Genomic DNA, 16645 nt, shown 5'->3' with positions numbered 1-16645 from the left:
CCCGTCCGGTCATTTTGTTGACAAAAATGGTGCACAACCGGATGAAGATCGGGCAGACGTCGATGAAAAATATGGACCGTTAGTTGCGCATTTACATAAAGAAAAAGGCGGGAAACGATGAACCGACCCCGCCCTTTCGATCGATCGTCCCGCCCTCAGCTGAGGTGCGGATAGTCCGACAGCGTGAGCCGGAACCCGTGCGCATTCGCGACCAGTTGCGCCTGGGCGCCGAACGGCAGCGTCAGCAGGTCGGGCACATGGCCGAACTGGAGCCCCGTGACGACCGGAATCCCGACCACCGCGCGCACTTGATCGATCATCGCCTGCATGTCGTAGCCGTTGTCGTACTCGAACGGCCGCGCTCCGGTGAACTGGCCGAGCACGAGCGCCTGCTGGCGTGCGAGCAGCCCCGACAGATGCAATTGATAGATCATCCGTTCGATCCGGAACGGCTGCTCGTTGACGTCTTCGATGAACAGGATGCCGCCCTCGATGTCGGGCATGTACGGCGTGCCGATCAGCGACGTGAGGATCGCCAGGTTGCCGCCCCACAGCGTGCCCGTCACGTTCACCGTCTGCACCTGCGGTGCGTCGGCGACGATCGTCGTGCTCGGCTGCGTCAGCGTCTGCCAGAAATGTTGCATCGTGAAGTCGCTCGGCGTTTCCGCGCCGAAATCCGCCGACAGCATCGGGCCGCCGAACGTCTTGATGCGCGCCTTCGCGTACAGCGCCAGCTGGATCGCCGTGAAGTCGCTGTGACCGACGAGCGCGACCGGCTGATCGCGCAACCGGCGTTCGAGCCCGCGATAGTCGAGCCCGTGCAGGATGCGCGCGGCGCCGTAGCCGCCGCGCACCGCGAGCGCGATGTCCGGCAGCGGCCGCTCGGGATCGGCGAGGCGGTTCAGATCGCCCGCCCGCTCGCCGTCGGTGCCGCCGAAACGCTGGAAGCGCCGCTGCGTCGCCTCGATGTTCTCGATGCGCTGCTGCGCGGTGCTGAGGCGCTCGAGCGCGCGATTGATCGCCTCGGGGTCGTGCGGATAGCCGGACGGCGCCAGCAGACGGATGGTGTAGGACGCGGCGGGCTGGAAGGACATGGCGAAAGGTGTCGGGGTCGTCAAACCTGCTTAGAGGGTCCGAACCGTGCCCGGTTCACGAAAAACCATGCATACGCGCCATGACGGGCGCGGCGGACGCCTATGACGCGCCGGATTCGGCGTCGCGGGCGAGCCGCGCTTCGCGCAGCGCGCGACGGCGCTCGGCGAAAAACGACTTCAGCGCGGCGCCGCACTCGTCGGCGAGCACGCCGCCGGTCACTTCGGTGTGGTGGTTGAGCTGCGGATTCGCGAATGCGTCGATCACGCTGCCGCACGCGCCCGTCTTCGGATCGGCGGCGCCATAGACGACCCGCGCAATGCGCGCATGCATGATCGCGCCTGCGCACATCAGGCACGGCTCGAGCGTCACGTACAACTCGCAGCCGGGCATCCGGTAATTCTGCAGTTGCCGGGCGGCCATGCGCAGCGCGGCCATTTCGGCATGCGCGGACGGGTCGTGCCCGCCGATCGGATGGTTGAAGCCGCGTGCGATCACTTCGTCGCCGCGCACGAGCACCGCGCCGACCGGCACTTCGCCGGCCGCGCGCGCCTCTTCGGCGGCGGCTTGGGCAAGACGCATGAAATGCAGGTCGCGCGCCGATACGGGCGCGGTTTCGTGAACGGGAGAATCGGCGGCGGGGTCAGCGGCCGCGGCGGCTGCCGAGCAGGCTGCGTCGTGCAGCGCGTCCGACGTCACATCGTCCCCGCTTCGGCGGGCGCGTCGTCGAGCCCGCGCTCGCACAGGCGTTCCGCGATGCGCCGACAGTAGTCGCGCGGCATCACCATCGGGCCGCCGCGCAGCGATTCGAGCGCCATGTCGAGCGCGAGGATCTTCGCCTGCAGCCGGCAGCGCGCGGCACGGTCGCTGACTGCCTGCACTTCGTCGTGCAGGTTGCGCAGCGCGCGCAGTTGCTCGACGGCCGGCGGCACGAAGCCCGCGTTCTTCAGGATACGGTTGGCCACCCGCACCTCCTCGGGCACGAGCAGGTCGTCATCCAGCGCCTGCGGCGCGCCGGTACCCGGCAAATCGTCGAACTCGCCCCGCGCGGCGGCGGCGGCAATACGTTGTTCGACCAGGGCGTCAAGCAATCTCATCAGTCAATGGGAACAATGCGGCAGGCCGAATTCTAGCAGGGTGACGCCGGTATGACAGGCTCTTCGAATATATGCTCGATATTGCATTTTTAGGGGCCGAATCGCAGCGCATGCGCGCCGATCGCCACCACTTGCCGCTCTGCTGCGCCGCAGCAGGCTGAGCGCCGTCCGGACGCTTTCAGACGGAGGCAATATCCGCACCCATTTTTTATCCACGACGTTCCCACTGGCCGCTGCCGACTCGACGAAAACGCCAGCCGCCCCCGCCTGCGCTGCCCGATTACGCTGCCGCCGTTTCCGGCCGCGCTTTCGCGAACGGGCGGAACATCGTCGCGATCAGGAACGCGCCGATCCCGATCGCGAACGATCCGAGGTACAGCCAGCCGTAGCTGCCGAGCGTGTCGACGATCAGGCCGCCCGCGACCGGGCCCGTGGCCATCCCGAGGCTGCCGGCCATCGCGCAGCCGCCGATCACGGTGCCCATCATCCGCAGCGGGAAATTCTCGCGCGCGAGCACCGAATACAGCGGCATCACGCCCGCATAGATGAAGCCGAACAGCGTCGCGACCGCGTAGAAGCCGTCGAGCGTGCGCACGAAGTAATAGCCGAGCGCGCCGAGCGCCTGCGCGAGCAGCCCCGCCACCAGCATGCGCTTCGCGCCGAGGCGGTCGCCGAGGATCCCGAACGCGATCCGGCCGCCCATGCCCGCGAGCCCTTCGACGCTGTAGATCGACACTGCGGCGATCAGCGGAATCCCGCAGGTCACCGCGTAGCTGACCGTATGAAAGATCGGGCCCGAATGCGTCGCGCAGCAGAAGAAATTGGTCAGCAGCAGCACCCTGAACTGCGGCGAGCGCAGCGCATCGGCGACCGACATCGCGGCGGGCGTGCCGGCGGACGCAGGCGTGGGCACAGTGCGCGCGGGTGCCGCGTCGAGCGCCGGCGCCCGACGCACCAGCAGCGACACCGGAATCATCACGACGGCCGCCAGCGCGGCGATCAGCAGCATCGACGTGCGCCAGTCGCGCACCGACACGAGCCATGCGGCCAGCGGCGCCATCGTCATCGGCGCCATCCCCATGCCTGCCGACACGAGCGATACCGCGAGGCTGCGGTGCGTGTCGAACCAGCCGGTCACGCACGCCATCATCGGCGCGAATATCGCGGCCGTCGCGCTGCCCACGGCCAGGCCGAAGGTCAGCTGAAACACGAGCAGCGACGGCGCGCGGCTCGCCAGCGCCAGGCTCGCCGACAGCAGCACGGCGCCCGCGATGACGACCGGCCGCGTGCCGACGCGGTCCGACAGGCTGCCCCATGCCATGCTCGCAAACGCCATCGCGATGAAGCCGAGCGTCATCGCGCCGGAAATGCCGGTCATCGACCAGCCCGTATCGCGCGCGATGGACCGCAGGAACACCGGTAACGAAAACATCGCGCCGATCGCGACGCAGCCCATCAGGCCGCCCGCGGCGACGATCACCCAGCGGTATCGGGAATCCGGTATGTGGCGTGTCATGTGGCATCTCCTCGTTCGTTGCGCCATTCGCGGCAATCGGGCGCCAGCCGCATGGCGCGGCGTGCTGCCCGCTCGATATCGATACGACGGGCGACGCAGCGGGAAATCGACATGTGCGGCGCATGGGCCGTGGAATTTTTATTGTCGGCGATTCAGCGCGACTCGCAAGGGTCGAATCATCCGGGCGCCCGCCAGCTGCCGCGCCGCTTTTCCGAAACGGGAAATTCGAAAGCAGAAATGGTTGGTTGGGGCACGCACTGGCGCTGGCTACACTCGCCCCATCTTGTCATAACAAGTTGACCGATGACTTCACCCAACGTCGTGCCGCTGTCCGGGGCCCCGCTCTACGTGCAGATCAAGGACACGCTACGCGCGCGCATTCTCGACGGCACCTATGCACCGCACAGCCGGATGCCGTCCGAGCACGAACTCTGCGCGATGTTCGACGTCAGCCGCATCACGGTGCGCCAGGCGCTCGGCGACCTGCAGAAGGAAGGCCTGCTGTTCAAGCTGCACGGCAAGGGCACGTTCGTGTCGAAGCCGAAGGCCTTCCAGAACGTGACGTCGCTGCAGGGGTTCGCCGAGGCGATGTCGTCGATGGGCTACGAGATCGTCAACCAGTTGCGCAGCCTGCGCACCGTGAAGGCCGATCGCCATCTCGCGACGAAGCTGAACGTGCCCGAAGGCGCGCCGCTCGTCGAGATCCACCGCGTGCGGCTGCTGAACCGCGAACCCGTGTCGCTCGAACAGACCTGGGTGCCCGAAGCGCTCGGCAAGCGCCTCGCCGGCGCCGATCTCGCGACCCGCGACATCTTCCTGATCCTGGAGAACGACTGCGGCATTCCGCTCGGCCATGCCGACGTGTCGATCGACGCGATCCTCGCCGACGACGAAATCGTCGACGCGTTGCACGTCGAGGAAAGCAGCCCCGTCCTGCGTATCGAGCGTCTCACGCACGACGCATCGGGTGCGCCGATCGACTACGAATACCTCTACTTCCGCGGCGACGCCTTCCAGTACCGGCTGCGCGTCGATCGGCAGAAGGCGCGCAAACCTGCAAGGAACCCGCGATGAATACCCATGTGCACGAATACGACGTCGTCGTGGTCGGCGGCGGCACGGCCGGCCCGATGGCGGCCATCAAGGCGAAGGAGCGCGATCCGTCCCTGCGCGTGCTGCTGCTCGAGAAGGCCAACGTGAAACGCAGCGGCGCGATCTCGATGGGGATGGACGGCCTGAACAACGCGGTGATTCCCGGTCATGCGACGCCCGAGCAGTACACGCGCGAGATCACGATCGCCAACGACGGGATCGTCGACCAGGAAGCCGTGTACACGTACGCGACGCACAGCTTCGCGACGATCGAGCAGCTCGACCGCTGGGGCGTGAAGTTCGAGAAGGACGGCACCGGCGACTACGCGGTGAAGAAAGTCCATCACATGGGCTCGTACGTGCTGCCGATGCCGGAGGGCCACGACATCAAGAAGGTGCTGTACCGGCAACTCAAGCGCGCACGCATCGCGATCACGAACCGGATCGTCGCGACGCGCGTGCTGACCGATGCGCAGGGCCGCGCGAGCGGCGTGCTCGGCTTCGATTGCCGCACCGCCGAATTCCACGTGATCCGCGCGAAGGCCGTGATCCTCTGCTGCGGCGCGGCCGGCCGCCTCGGTCTGCCGGCATCGGGCTACCTGATGGGCACGTACGAGAACCCGACCAACGCGGGCGACGGCTACGCGATGGCCTATCACGCGGGCGCGGCGCTCGCGAACCTCGAATGCTTCCAGATCAATCCGTTGATCAAGGATTACAACGGCCCGGCGTGCGCGTACGTGACGGGCCCGCTCGGCGGCTTCACCGCGAACGGCAAGGGCGAGCGCTTCATCGAATGCGACTACTGGAGCGGCCAGATGATGTGGGAGTTCTACCAGGAACTGCAGAGCGGCAACGGCCCCGTGTTCCTGAAGCTCGATCATCTCGCGGAAGAAACGATCCGGACCATCGAGCAGATCCTGCATACGAACGAACGGCCGAGCCGCGGCCGTTTCCATGCGGGGCGCGGCACCGACTACCGCAGCCAGATGGTCGAGATGCACATCTCGGAGATCGGCTTCTGCAGCGGCCACAGCGCATCGGGCGTGTACGTGAACGCGCGCGCGGAGACGACCGTGCCGGGGCTGTACGCAGCCGGCGACATGGCGGCCGTTCCGCACAACTACATGCTCGGCGCCTTCACGTACGGCTGGTTCGCCGGGCAAAACGCGGCCGACTACGTGGCCGGCCGCGAACACGCGCCGGTGGACGATCAGCAGGTCGATGCCGAGCGCTCGCGCGTGCTCGCGCCGTTGCTGCGCGAGCGCGGCCTGGCGCCGGCGCAGGTCGAGTACAAGCTGCGCCGCATGGTGAACGACTACCTGCAACCGCCGAAGGTGACGCGCAAGATGGAAATCGGGCTTCAACGTTTTGACGGAATTACTGAGGATATCGAAGAAATCAAGGCGGACAATCCACATGAACTGATGCGTGCGGCCGAAGTACGCGCGATCCGCGATTGCGCGGAAATGGCCGCACGCGCGTCGCTGTTCCGCACCGAGAGCCGCTGGGGGCTGTACCACCATCGCGTCGATTTTCCGCACCGCAACGACGCCGAATGGTTCTGCCACACGTGGCTGCGCAAGGATGCCGCGGGCGCGATGCGCAGCGAGAAGCGGCCGGTCGAACCGTACGTCGTGCCGCTTGCCGACGACGAACGCGGCGCCTATGCGCAGTTGCGCATCCGCGAACCGGCCGCGCTCGCGGCCGCCCTTTGAGGAACCTTGCCATGCCCCATACCCCGCACGACATCTTCCAGCGCGGCAGCGCGCCCGTGACGATCGACGAGGCGCTGTGCATCGCCGACAAGGGCTGCACCGTCTGCGTCGACGTGTGCCCGCTCGACCTGCTCGCGATCGACGTCACCAAGGGCAAGGCGTACATGCAGTTCGACGAATGCTGGTACTGCATGCCGTGCGAACGCGACTGCCCGACCGGCGCGGTCAAGGTCGACATCCCTTACCTGCTGCGCTGACACGGCGCGCCACCCGCGCACTGCCCCCCACTACCGGACTCACGACACATGAAGAGAACGCTACGGATGTTCCGCCTGCTCGCCGCGTCGATCGCGGTCGCGGCCACCGGTTTCGCGCATGCGGAGACGATCCGCATCGCGATCGGCACGCAGGACACGACGATCAATTGCGCGACCGGCGGCCTGCTGATCCGCGAACTGCATCTGCTCGACAAGTACCTGCCGCGCACCGGCAAGTACCAGGACGTGAAGTACGACGTGCAGTGGAAGGATTTCACGTCCGGCGCGCCGCTGACCAACGAGATGGTCGCCGGCAAGCTCGACTTCGGCGCGATGGCCGATTTCCCCGGCGCGCTGAACGGCGCGGCGTTCCGCAAGGCCGGCCGCCGCAGCGTGTTCATCACCGTGCTCGACGGCAGCATCGACGGCAGCGGCAACGGGATCGTCGTGCCGTCGAATTCGACGGTGCGCGGGCTGGCCGACCTGAAGGGCAAGACGATCTCGGTGCCGTTCGCATCGACCGCGCACGGCATGCTGCTGCGCGCGATCAAGGCCCAGGGCTGGAACCCCGATACCGACGTGAACATCGTCACGCAGGCGCCCGAAGTGGCCGGCAGCGCGCTGAAGGCGAACAAGATTGACGCACATGCGGACTTCGTGCCGTTCGCCGATCTGTTCCCGTACCGCGGCATCGCGCGCAAGATCTACGACGGCGCGCAGACCCACGCGCCGACCTTCCACGGCGCGCTCGTCGACGCGGATTACGCGCGGCGCTATCCGGAAATCGTGGTGGCCTATCTGCGCGCCGCGATCGAAGCGAACCGCTTGCTCGCGCAGAACCCGGAAAAGTACAGCCTGCTGATCGAGAAGGTCACCGGCATCGAGGCGCCAGTCGACTACCTGTATCACGGGCCGCTCGGCATCCAGACCCGCGACCTGACGTGGAAGCCCGAATACCGGCAAGCGGTCGCGACGGCCATCGACACGCTGAAGCTGCTGAAGAAGACCGACACCGCGCCCGACCCCGCGACGTTCGTCGACGATCGCTATATCCGTGCGGCATTCAAGGCGTCCGGGCTCGACTACGACGCGGCGCTCAAGCACTCCGGCAAGCAGCCGCTCGTCGCGAACGACGCGTCGACCGGCAAGCCGATCCACGACTTCAACGATGTCGCACAGGTCTGGCTCGCCGGCGACGACGCCGTGCGCCACTATGCCAGCCCCGCCGCCGCGTTTGCGGCGCTCGGCAAGCTCGGCCCGTCCGCGAAGGTGCGCGCCGTGTTCGTGCATGACCACGGAAGCGGCCTGAAGCTGTTCGCCGACCAGGCGTGGTACGTGAAGGACGCGCACGGCGTGCTCACCGCGTTCCTGCTGAAGTCGGGCGCCGACGCGTACGCGCAGCAGGTATCGGGCGCGGTGGTCGACTATGCGGCCGCGAAGACCGTCACCGCGCAGGCGCTCGCCGCGCGCTGAGCGTCGCACGCCCCCTCTTTCCCTTCGTCGACACCGGACTTCCGCATGGCTGCCACCCTCGACCTCGTCAAACGCCGCGTCACCGACGCACCGCGCAGCGGTGATGCCCGCTCGCCGCATTTCGCCGCGCGCCGCCGCCCGACACCGATGCGCCGCCGCGCATGGCGTATCGCATCGCTCGCCGCCTGCATCGCGCTGTGGCAAGCGGCCGTCCACTGGCGGCTGTCGCTCGGCATCGTCACGTTCGCGAACGTACCCGCGCCGGCCGACGTCGGCCCCGCGCTGGCATCGTTCCTGCAATCGCCGAAGCTGCCGATGCACTTGTTCGCGAGCATCACGCGCGTGCTGGCCGGCTTCGTCGCGGCGGCCGTCGCCGGCATCGGCCTCGGGCTCGCGATCGGCCGCTATCGCGCGCTCGAGGACACGCTGCTGCCGCCGCTCGAGATGCTGCGGCCGATTCCGGCCGTCGCGTGGATTCCGCTCGCGATCCTGATGTTTCCGTCGTCGGAGCTGAGCATGATGTTCATCACGTTCGTCGGCGCGCTGTTCCCGATCCTGCTCAATACCGTGCATGGCGCCGAAGCCGTCGACCCCCGGCTCGTCGCGACCGCGCGCAGCCTCGGCACGCGCGGCCTCGCGCTCTATGCGGAAGTGATCCTGCCCGGCGCCGCGCCGTCGATCTTCACGGGCCTGTCGATCGGGATGGGCACCGCGTGGTTCTGCCTCGTCACGGCCGAGATGATCGCCGGTCAGTACGGCATCGGCTATTTCACGTGGGAATCCTATACGTTGCAGAACTACCCGGACATCGTGGTCGGCATGGCGCTGATCGGCCTGCTCGGGATGGGCAGCAGCCTGCTCGTCAAGCGCATCGGCGCGGCGCTCACGCCGTGGTACGCACCGCGCGGAGGCCGGCCATGAGCGCAGCGGACACGACCTCGGCCGCACCCGGCCGCGTCGGCGTGCGCGCGCTGACGATCGAACTCGGCCCGCCGCATGCGCGCTTCGCGGCGCTCGATGCGCTCGACGTCGACATCGCGCCCGGCGAATTCGTCTGCGTGCTCGGGCCGTCCGGCTGCGGAAAATCGACGCTGCTCGGCGCGCTCGCCGGCCACCTCGCGGCCACGCACGGCGAGATCGTCGTCGATGGCGAACCGGTCGACCGCCCGCATCCCGATCGCGGGCTCGTGTTCCAGCAGCACACGCTGTTTCCGTGGAAGCGCGTGATCGACAACGTCGCGTTCGGCCTGAAGATGAAAGGCGTGAGCGCACACGAACGCCGCCGCGAAGCGGCCGAACTGCTCGAACTCGTCGGGCTCGGCGGCTTCGGCGCGCACTACCCCGCGCAGCTTTCCGGCGGCATGCAGCAGCGCGTCGAGATCGCCCGCGTGCTGATCAACCGGCCACGCGTGCTGCTGATGGACGAGCCGTTCGGCGCGCTCGACGCGCAGACGCGCCGGATGATGCAGACGCTGCTGCTCGACATCTGGTCGCGCATCGGCACGACCGTGCTGTTCGTCACGCACGACATCGAGGAAGCGCTGTTTCTCGGCGACCGCATCCTGATGCTGTCGCCGCGGCCCGCGCGCATCGTCGCCGACATCCGCGTGCCGCTCGCGCGCCCCCGCACCGACGACAGCACGACCGAGCCCTCGTTCGTCGACATCAAGCGCCGCTGTCTCGCGCTGTTGCGCAACGCCGCGTGAGCGTGCGTGCCTGCCCCTTCACCGCACCGATTTTTTTCCATGACCGCTTCTTCCTCCGCTTTCCCGCTGCCCGGCGTGCCGGCCGCCGAACATGCCGCGCTCGTCGCGCGCTTCGCCGCGGCCGATGCATCGGTGCGTCGCATCGCGCTGCTCGAACTCGCCGATCTCGAGGCGCCCGAACTCGTGCCGTCGTTCGTCGCGGCGCTGCGCGACGATCCGTCGGCCGACGTGCGCAGCGAGGCCGCGCGCGTGCTCGACGCATGGGAGCAGCCCGATGTCGTCGACGCGCTGTGCCACGCGCTGCTCGATCCGGACGACGGCGTGCGCGCGACGGCCGCGCAGAGCCTGTCCGAACTGAAGAACGCGGCATCGGGCGCCGTGCTTTGCCGCTGGGCCGACCGGCCCGAGCCGTTCGTGCGCGGTGCCGTACTGCGCGGCTTGCGCGAATTGCGCGACCCCGACGCATTCGCGCCCGCGCTGCGCGCGCTCGACGCGAGCGCCGCTGCCGTACGCGCCGAGGCAGTCGTCGTGCTCGGCTGGCTCAAGGACGGCCGCGCGCTGCCGCCGCTCGCCCGCGTCGCGACCACCGACGCCGATGCCGACGTGCGGCGCGCCGCGGTCGGCGCGATCGGATTTGCCGCGGCCGGCGATACCGCCGTCGTCACCGCGTTGCTCGCGGCGCTGCGCGACGTCGAATGGCAGGTGCGCGAAGAAGCGGCTGCCACACTCGGCAAGCTGCGCGCCGCCGTTGCGCGCGATCCGCTCGTCGCCGCGCTCGACGACGATTACTGGCAAGTGCGCCTGCGTGCCGTACGCGCACTTGGCCAATTGCGCGACGCGGCCGCGGCATCGGCCGTCGTCGCGCTGCTCTCTCATGCGATCAGCAACCTGCGCAAGGAAGCCGCGCTCGCGCTCGGCGAATTGCGCGACCGGGCGACGCTGCCCGCGCTGCACGACGCGCTCGACGATCGCGACCCCGAAGTCCGCAAGGCCGTGCGGATCGCGATCGGACAGATCGACGAGGCGTCGCGATGATCGCGCCGACCGAAATCGCACTCGATCACCGGGCACGCGCACTGACGCTTCATTGGCCCGACGGCGCCACGCAACGCATCGGCTATGCACGGTTGCGCAGCGATTGCCCGTGCGCGGAATGCCGAAAAGTCCGGTTCGACGGCGGCCACATCGACGCGCGGCCGGGCCTGACGCTCGACGGCGTGGAAGCGCTCGGCTACGGCGTACGCTTCCTGTTCGGCGACGGCCATGCACGCGGTATTTATCCGTGGCCTTACCTGGCGGGCCTCGCGTAGTGGCGATGACGCGGCGTTCGCGGTCGCGGGACAGATGGCAGGCATGCGAAAACGCTGCGATACTGACGCCCACGATCGTCGCCACCTACCGTGGGAGCAGCACCATGCAAACCGCAGTCGGATTTATCGGCCTCGGCGTGATGGGCACGCCGATGGCGCTCAATCTCGCACGGGCCGGCATGCCGCTCGTCGCGCGGAGCATCGGCATCGCGTCGCCGCCGCTCGACATCCGCCACGCATTTTACGGCGAAACCAAGCAGGCCGGACATGGCGCGGCCGACATGGTCGTGATCCGTGCGATCGAACGACGTTCTGGAAACGCCCGGTGAGCCGCGTGCACACCCGCGCGTTCGTTCGAACCAACGGATACGCATGACCATGTCCGCAACCGGCCACGCTGCTTCCTTGCGCCCCGTTCCCGCCGTGATCGGCATCGTGCTGCGCGAACGCGACGTGCTGCTCGTGCGCCGCGCGAATCCGCCCGATGCGGGCTGCTGGGGCTTCCCCGGCGGTAAGATCGAGCCGGGCGAGCCGCTCGCGGATGCGGTCGTGCGCGAGATCGCGGAAGAGACGACGGTCGACGTGGAAGCGCTCGACATCTTCACCGCGCTGGATGCCTTCGATTACGATGCGCACGGCGCAGTGCGCCAGCATTTCATCATGGTCGCGGTGCTGTGCAGATGGCTGCGCGGCACGCCTGCCGCCGGCGACGATGCACTCGACGCACGCTGGTTCGGCATCGACGAACTCGACCGCGACGATTTGCCGATGAGCGCGGGCGTGCGCGACGTCACGCTGAGGGCAATCGAGCGAGCGGCGGTGCTGGGCAACGCGCGTCCGCCATTCGCCTGACACTTCGCTGTCGCTTGTGCATCAGCGCGATGCATTCGTTCCGTCACGGAGCAAGCTACCTGCCGAGCGCAGAATCACAACGTATCAAACCATGATCAGAATTCGACAATCCACCGAGGCCGACGGCGCACGCGCGCTGAATATCTGGCGCAACGCCGTCGACGCCACGCATCACTTCCTGAGCGACGACGATCGTCGTTCAATCGAATCCGAAGTCGTCGCGTTTCTGCCGCGCGCACCGCTCGACCTGGCCGTCGACGAGAGCGATCGTCCGATCGGTTTCATGCTGCTCGACGGTAGTCACATGGAAGCGCTGTTCGTCGATCCCGCCCACCACGGCGCGGGAGTCGGGCGGCGGCTGGTCGAGGAAGCGCTCAAGCGCCATCCCGATCTGTCGACCGACGTCAACGAACAGAACGAAGCGGCGGCGGGATTTTATGAGCGGCTCGGATTCGAGCGCTGCGGGCGATCGGAGCGGGATGGACAAGGGCGCCCTTATCCGCTGATTCACCTTCGTTATCGCGGTGGCGATCGGGACTAAGCTGGCGGCCCGGCGGGCACGGGACACTGCACCGGCCCGGTCAGGATGCGCAGAAAACGACACCACACTTGCGGCATCACGATCATCCCGACGGGCCACCGGTCGTCAGCGGCCAGCGCCCCAACACGTCGTAGTGCGACTTGCCGAGCCAGCTATCGATCAGGACGAAGTCGAACGCGGTCCAGGTAATCGGCTCGACCCTGTACTCGTCTGGCCTCCCCGCGCCGTACAGCAGCGTCACGTGCGGGGTGAAACTCGACGGAAAAACGCGCACGCCCGCTCGTTTCAGCGCGTCTCGCAACCGCCGTCGAAAATCGATCAAGTCTTCCAGACCGGCCCGCCCCGTCAGCACCAGCGGCTGATGCCCGGGCCGCCCATTGAAGCTGATGATCTTGTCGAACCTCACGGAGAAAGACGGCACAGCCACGCGGTCCGCCACCGCACGTGCCCGCGCAAGGGTGGCACCCGGCACATAAGCGAAATCGCCCAGAGAACCCAGCGTGACATGCAGACGCTCGGTATCCATCGGGCTGTCCTTCTCGAGTTGCAAGCTTTTGGCCATGCCGGCAATGCGCACGGCCGCAGCCGGATCCGGCATCACGGCGAAAAAGAAGCGGTGCACGGGAACCGGCGGCGGCGTATCGAATCCGGGTAGCGTCAGTTGAGTCACGGTGGCATCTCCGACAGGCCGGGAGCGTAATTTCATTATCGTCAATCGGAAGCCGGTCCGCTCGCCGCTCGATGAATCCGCCGTTCGCGAGCACGAAAATGCTACCCTCTCGGCCAAACTCGACATCCTCTGATGAAGCATCCGAATTCAACCATGCAAACCGTCGCGGTACTGGACTTCGAAACAACCGGGCTGTCGCCGAATCTGGGCGACCGTGCGACCGAAATTGCCGTCATCCTGCTACGCGACGGGCAAGTCGTCGACCGTTTCCAGAGTTTGATGAATGCAGGCAGACGCATCCCGTCCGATGTCGTTGCGCTCACCGGCATCACGAACGACATGATCGCGACGGCGCCGCCGGCGTCCGACGTCATGAAGGAAGCGGCGGCGTTCGTCGGCAAGCATGCGATCGTGGCCCACAACGCCGGGTTCGACAAGCGCTTCTGGCAGTCGGAACTCGGGGCGCTCGGCATGTCGGCCGACCATGCGTTTGCGTGCACGATGCTGGTGGCGAGACGGATCTACCCGGACGCCAGGAGTCACCGCCTGTCGAGCCTGGCCGAGATGCTGCGGTTGCCGCAAACGGGCCGTGCGCACCGCGCGATGGTCGATGCCGAGATGGCTGGCCATCTGTGGTGCAGGTTGCAGCACGATATTTCGCGGACTTATGGACTGGATCGGATCGATCACGCGTTGATGTCGCGAGTCCAGGCGACGACCAAGGCGAAGGTGCCGATGTATCTGCGGTCGCTCGTGCGTGCGCATGCGTGATGTATCCGAGACCGGAACGGAAAACACCACGCTCGCTGACTGACGTCGCGCGTTAACGCAAAACGGCCTGGCAATTGCCAGGCCGCTTCTTGCCCCGACGTCAGCCGGAACAGCAATCCAGCCGAACCGGCAAGCCGCTTCCGACCTATCGCGACATCAAACGATACGCAACGCGACGCAAGCGGAATCGAATGCCGATTCGGCCGGAATGCTTACTCCCACTCGATCGTCGCCGGCGGCTTCCCCGAGATGTCGTACACGACCCGGTTGATCCCGCGCACCTCGTTGATGATCCGATTCGACGCGCGGCCGAGCAGCGCGTACGGCAGGTGCGCCCAATGCGCGGTCATGAAGTCGGTCGTCTGCACCGCGCGCAGCGACGTCACGTAGTCGTACGTGCGGCCATCGCCCATCACGCCGACCGACTTGACCGGCAGGAACACCGCGAACGCCTGGCTCGTCAGGTCGTACCAGCTCTTGCCGACATCGGCCTCGCCGCACAGGCCGGCAGCCGCATCGTGCGCGGTCGCGGTCGTGTTGCGCAGCTCCTCGATGAAGATCGCGTCCGCACGGCGCAGCAGGTCCGCGTACTCGCGCTTCACTTCGCCGAGAATCCGCACGCCCAGGCCCGGGCCCGGGAACGGATGACGGTACACCATCTCCGGCGGCAGGCCGAGCGCGACGCCCAGCTCGCGCACTTCGTCCTTGAACAGGTCGCGCAGCGGCTCGAGCAGCTTCAGGCCGAGCGTTTCCGGCAGGCCGCCGACGTTGTGGTGGCTCTTGATCGTCGTCGCCTTCTTCGTCTTCGTGCCGCCCGATTCGACCACGTCCGGGTAGATCGTGCCCTGCGCGAGCCACTTCGCCTTCGCCAGCTTCTTCGCCTCGGCCTGGAACACCTCGACGAACTCGCGGCCGATGATCTTGCGCTTCGCTTCCGGATCGGTCACGCCGGCCAGATGACCGAGGAACTGGTCGGACGCATCGACGTGCACGACCTTCGCATGCAGGCGGCCCTCGAACATGTCGAGCACCATCTTGCCTTCGTTCAGGCGCAGCAGGCCGTGGTCGACGAACACGCACGTCAACTGATCGCCGATCGCACGATGGATCAGCGCGGCCGCGACGCTCGAATCGACGCCGCCCGACAGGCCGAGAATCACTTCCTCGTCACCGACCTGCTCGCGGATCTTCGCGACGGCTTCCTCGATGTGGTTCTTCATGATCCAGTCGGGCTTCGCGCCGGCGATCTGCAGCACGAAGCGTTCGATGATCTGGCGGCCCTTCACGGTGTGCGTGACTTCCGGGTGGAACTGCACCGCGTAGTAGCCGCGCGCCTCGTCGGCCATGCCGGCGATCGGGCAGCTCGGCGTCGACGCCATCAGCGCGAAGCCCGGCGGCAGCTCGGCAACCTTGTCGCCGTGGCTCATCCAGACCTTCAGCATCCCGTGGCCTTCGGCCGTCGTGAAATCCTCGATGCCGTCGAGCAGGCGCGTATGGCCGTGCGCACGCATTTCCGCGTAGCCGAATTCGCGATGGTCGCTCCACTCGACCTTGCCGCCGAGCTGCACGGCCATCGTCTGCATGCCGTAGCAGATGCCGAGCACCGGCACGCCGAGATCCCACACCGCCTGCGGCGCGCGCAGCTGATGGTCTTCGTACGTGCTCGCGTGGCTGCCCGACAGGATCACGGCCTTCGGCGCGAACTCGCGGACGAAGTCGTCGGACACATCGTTCGGATGGATTTCGCAGTAGACGTGCGCTTCACGCACGCGCCGTGCAATCAGTTGGGTGACTTGCGAACCGAAGTCGAGAATCAGGATTTTGTCGTGCATGGCTGCGGACGGGATGAAGAGAATAAGAAAAGCAGCGCATCGAGCGCTGCGTCAAAAGCATGGACAGCGGCGTCGGGCGGCGGCGGCACGCGCGACGCATCGCCGGTCAATCCTGCGACGGCGGGCGCGCGTCGAACGCGACGCTGCCTGACGCGCGCTCGGACGCGGCCGATGGGGTCGCCGCGGCCGGCGCCGCCGAAGGCGCCACCGGACGGCCGACGACCGGCTCGACCCGCGGCTGCGCTGCGGAGGCGGAGGCCGGCGCCGGTTCGACCGGACGCTTCGCGTCCCGGCCCTCGAGCGCCTGCACTTTCTCGCGCCGGCGCACGGCCGATGCGAGCCGCACGCCGCCGAGGCCGAGCACGATCAGCGCGACCCCGGCCACGGCCGACAGCACCCGGCCGGCGGCGGCGAGCGCGGGCCCGTTGCCGGTGCCGATCGACCACACGACCGTCAGCACGCCGGTCAGCCAGTACACGTGGCCGACCGACCGTGCGACGGGCGCCGTGAGATCGCCGTTGAACGCCGCATGAAACGCGAGCCACGCGAGCCCGAGCAGCGCGATACCGAACGCCTGGCCGAGCATCGCCGGCTGGATGTTCGCCAGTTGCAGCGCGTTGAACAGCGCCTGCCAGGGCGTCAGCACGAACAGCACGCCGAACGCCAGCAGCAGCACGGCATCGACGATCAGCACGGCTCGCAGCAGCGGTTTCATCGG

General features: G+C 67.4%; 18 protein-coding genes and 1 pseudogene. 12 read left to right on the top strand and 7 right to left on the bottom strand.

Features of this window, described 5'->3' with window-relative positions:
• Positions 1-155: 155 nt before the first annotated feature.
• The 4 genes from ldcA to C4B30_RS11485 all read right to left on the bottom strand — a co-directional run bounded on the left by ldcA (position 156) and on the right by C4B30_RS11485 (position 3705).
• Positions 156-1094 carry a muramoyltetrapeptide carboxypeptidase gene (gene ldcA, locus C4B30_RS11500; protein ID WP_027784727.1) on the bottom strand — a complete coding sequence of 313 codons (939 nt, stop codon included), beginning with the start codon at positions 1092-1094 and terminating at the stop codon, positions 156-158.
• 100 nt (positions 1095-1194) lie between these two features.
• Entirely contained in the window at positions 1195-1791 is a 597-nt protein-coding gene (gene tadA / locus C4B30_RS11495) for a tRNA adenosine(34) deaminase TadA (RefSeq protein WP_027784728.1), read from the bottom strand.
• Positions 1788-2189: a DnaJ family domain-containing protein gene (locus C4B30_RS11490; RefSeq protein WP_027784729.1), complete on the bottom strand. Its 402-nt coding sequence runs from the start codon at positions 2187-2189 to the stop codon at positions 1788-1790. The genes tadA and C4B30_RS11490 overlap by 4 nt, the downstream gene beginning before the upstream one ends.
• A gap of 280 nt (positions 2190-2469) precedes the next feature.
• Positions 2470-3705, bottom strand: a complete 1236-nt coding sequence (locus C4B30_RS11485) for an MFS transporter (RefSeq protein ID WP_152777301.1) — start codon at positions 3703-3705, stop codon at positions 2470-2472.
• 303 nt (positions 3706-4008) lie between these two features.
• On the opposite strand from C4B30_RS11485, the gene C4B30_RS11480 reads away from it, so the two are divergent.
• The 11 genes and pseudogenes from C4B30_RS11480 (at position 4009) to C4B30_RS11430 (ending at position 12654) form a co-directional block, all read left to right on the top strand.
• Positions 4009-4779: a GntR family transcriptional regulator gene (locus C4B30_RS11480; protein ID WP_027784731.1), complete on the top strand. Its 771-nt coding sequence runs from the start codon at positions 4009-4011 to the stop codon at positions 4777-4779.
• Positions 4776-6515, top strand: coding sequence for a fumarate reductase/succinate dehydrogenase flavoprotein subunit (locus tag C4B30_RS11475; protein ID WP_027784732.1), 1740 nt, complete (start codon positions 4776-4778; stop codon positions 6513-6515). Before C4B30_RS11480 ends, C4B30_RS11475 begins: the two co-directional genes overlap by 4 nt.
• Positions 6516-6526: 11 nt before the next feature.
• Positions 6527-6772 (top strand): 4Fe-4S dicluster domain-containing protein, encoded by a 246-nt coding sequence (locus C4B30_RS11470; protein WP_027784733.1) that lies wholly within the window; start codon positions 6527-6529, stop codon positions 6770-6772.
• Positions 6773-6820: 48 nt separating this feature from the next.
• A complete protein-coding gene (locus C4B30_RS11465; protein WP_027784734.1) occupies positions 6821-8245 on the top strand; it encodes an ABC transporter substrate-binding protein in 1425 nt (474 codons plus the stop codon).
• A gap of 45 nt (positions 8246-8290) precedes the next feature.
• Positions 8291-9166 carry an ABC transporter permease gene (locus C4B30_RS11460; RefSeq protein ID WP_027784735.1) on the top strand — a complete coding sequence of 292 codons (876 nt, stop codon included), beginning with the start codon at positions 8291-8293 and terminating at the stop codon, positions 9164-9166.
• Positions 9163-9951, top strand: a complete 789-nt coding sequence (locus tag C4B30_RS11455; protein ID WP_027784736.1) for an ABC transporter ATP-binding protein — start codon at positions 9163-9165, stop codon at positions 9949-9951. The genes C4B30_RS11460 and C4B30_RS11455 overlap by 4 nt, the downstream gene beginning before the upstream one ends.
• A 39-nt stretch (positions 9952-9990) precedes the next feature.
• A complete protein-coding gene (locus C4B30_RS11450; protein WP_027784737.1) occupies positions 9991-10986 on the top strand; it encodes a HEAT repeat domain-containing protein in 996 nt (331 codons plus the stop codon).
• On the top strand, positions 10983-11261 hold the full coding sequence (locus tag C4B30_RS11445) for a gamma-butyrobetaine hydroxylase-like domain-containing protein (RefSeq protein WP_027784738.1): 279 nt from the start codon (positions 10983-10985) through the stop codon (positions 11259-11261). The genes C4B30_RS11450 and C4B30_RS11445 overlap by 4 nt, the downstream gene beginning before the upstream one ends.
• Positions 11262-11365: 104 nt before the next feature.
• A pseudogene (locus tag C4B30_RS36295) lies at positions 11366-11461 on the top strand (NAD(P)-binding domain-containing protein); the annotation flags it as partial.
• A gap of 178 nt (positions 11462-11639) precedes the next feature.
• Positions 11640-12113, top strand: coding sequence for an NUDIX hydrolase (locus C4B30_RS11435; RefSeq protein ID WP_089500434.1), 474 nt, complete (start codon positions 11640-11642; stop codon positions 12111-12113).
• A gap of 91 nt (positions 12114-12204) precedes the next feature.
• Positions 12205-12654: an acetyltransferase gene (locus C4B30_RS11430; RefSeq protein WP_089500309.1), complete on the top strand. Its 450-nt coding sequence runs from the start codon at positions 12205-12207 to the stop codon at positions 12652-12654.
• An 82-nt stretch (positions 12655-12736) separates the two neighbouring features.
• Here C4B30_RS11430 and C4B30_RS11425 read toward each other — a convergent pair whose 3' ends face one another.
• On the bottom strand, positions 12737-13360 hold the full coding sequence (locus C4B30_RS11425; RefSeq protein ID WP_051421400.1) for a 2'-5' RNA ligase family protein: 624 nt from the start codon (positions 13358-13360) through the stop codon (positions 12737-12739).
• A 117-nt stretch (positions 13361-13477) separates the two neighbouring features.
• Between C4B30_RS11425 and C4B30_RS11420 the strand changes: the two genes are divergently transcribed.
• The gene (locus tag C4B30_RS11420) at positions 13478-14095 is read left to right on the top strand and encodes a 3'-5' exonuclease (protein ID WP_027784743.1); all 618 of its coding nucleotides are present in this window, start codon (positions 13478-13480) and stop codon (positions 14093-14095) included.
• A 212-nt stretch (positions 14096-14307) separates the two neighbouring features.
• On the opposite strand, the gene guaA is transcribed toward C4B30_RS11420, so the two are convergent.
• Together guaA and C4B30_RS11410 are read right to left on the bottom strand one after the other, a co-directional pair.
• Positions 14308-15927, bottom strand: coding sequence for a glutamine-hydrolyzing GMP synthase (gene guaA, locus C4B30_RS11415; protein ID WP_027784744.1), 1620 nt, complete (start codon positions 15925-15927; stop codon positions 14308-14310).
• Between the two features lie 106 nt (positions 15928-16033).
• Positions 16034-16642 (bottom strand): hypothetical protein, encoded by a 609-nt coding sequence (locus C4B30_RS11410; RefSeq protein WP_027784745.1) that lies wholly within the window; start codon positions 16640-16642, stop codon positions 16034-16036.
• Positions 16643-16645 lie beyond the last annotated feature (3 nt).

Source organism: Burkholderia sp. BE12 (assembly GCF_002959955.1).
In the GTDB taxonomy this organism is placed as follows: domain Bacteria; phylum Pseudomonadota; class Gammaproteobacteria; order Burkholderiales; family Burkholderiaceae; genus Burkholderia.
The sequence above is the reverse complement of the archived record's forward strand: the minus strand, read 5'-3'. Positions and strand labels throughout refer to the sequence as shown.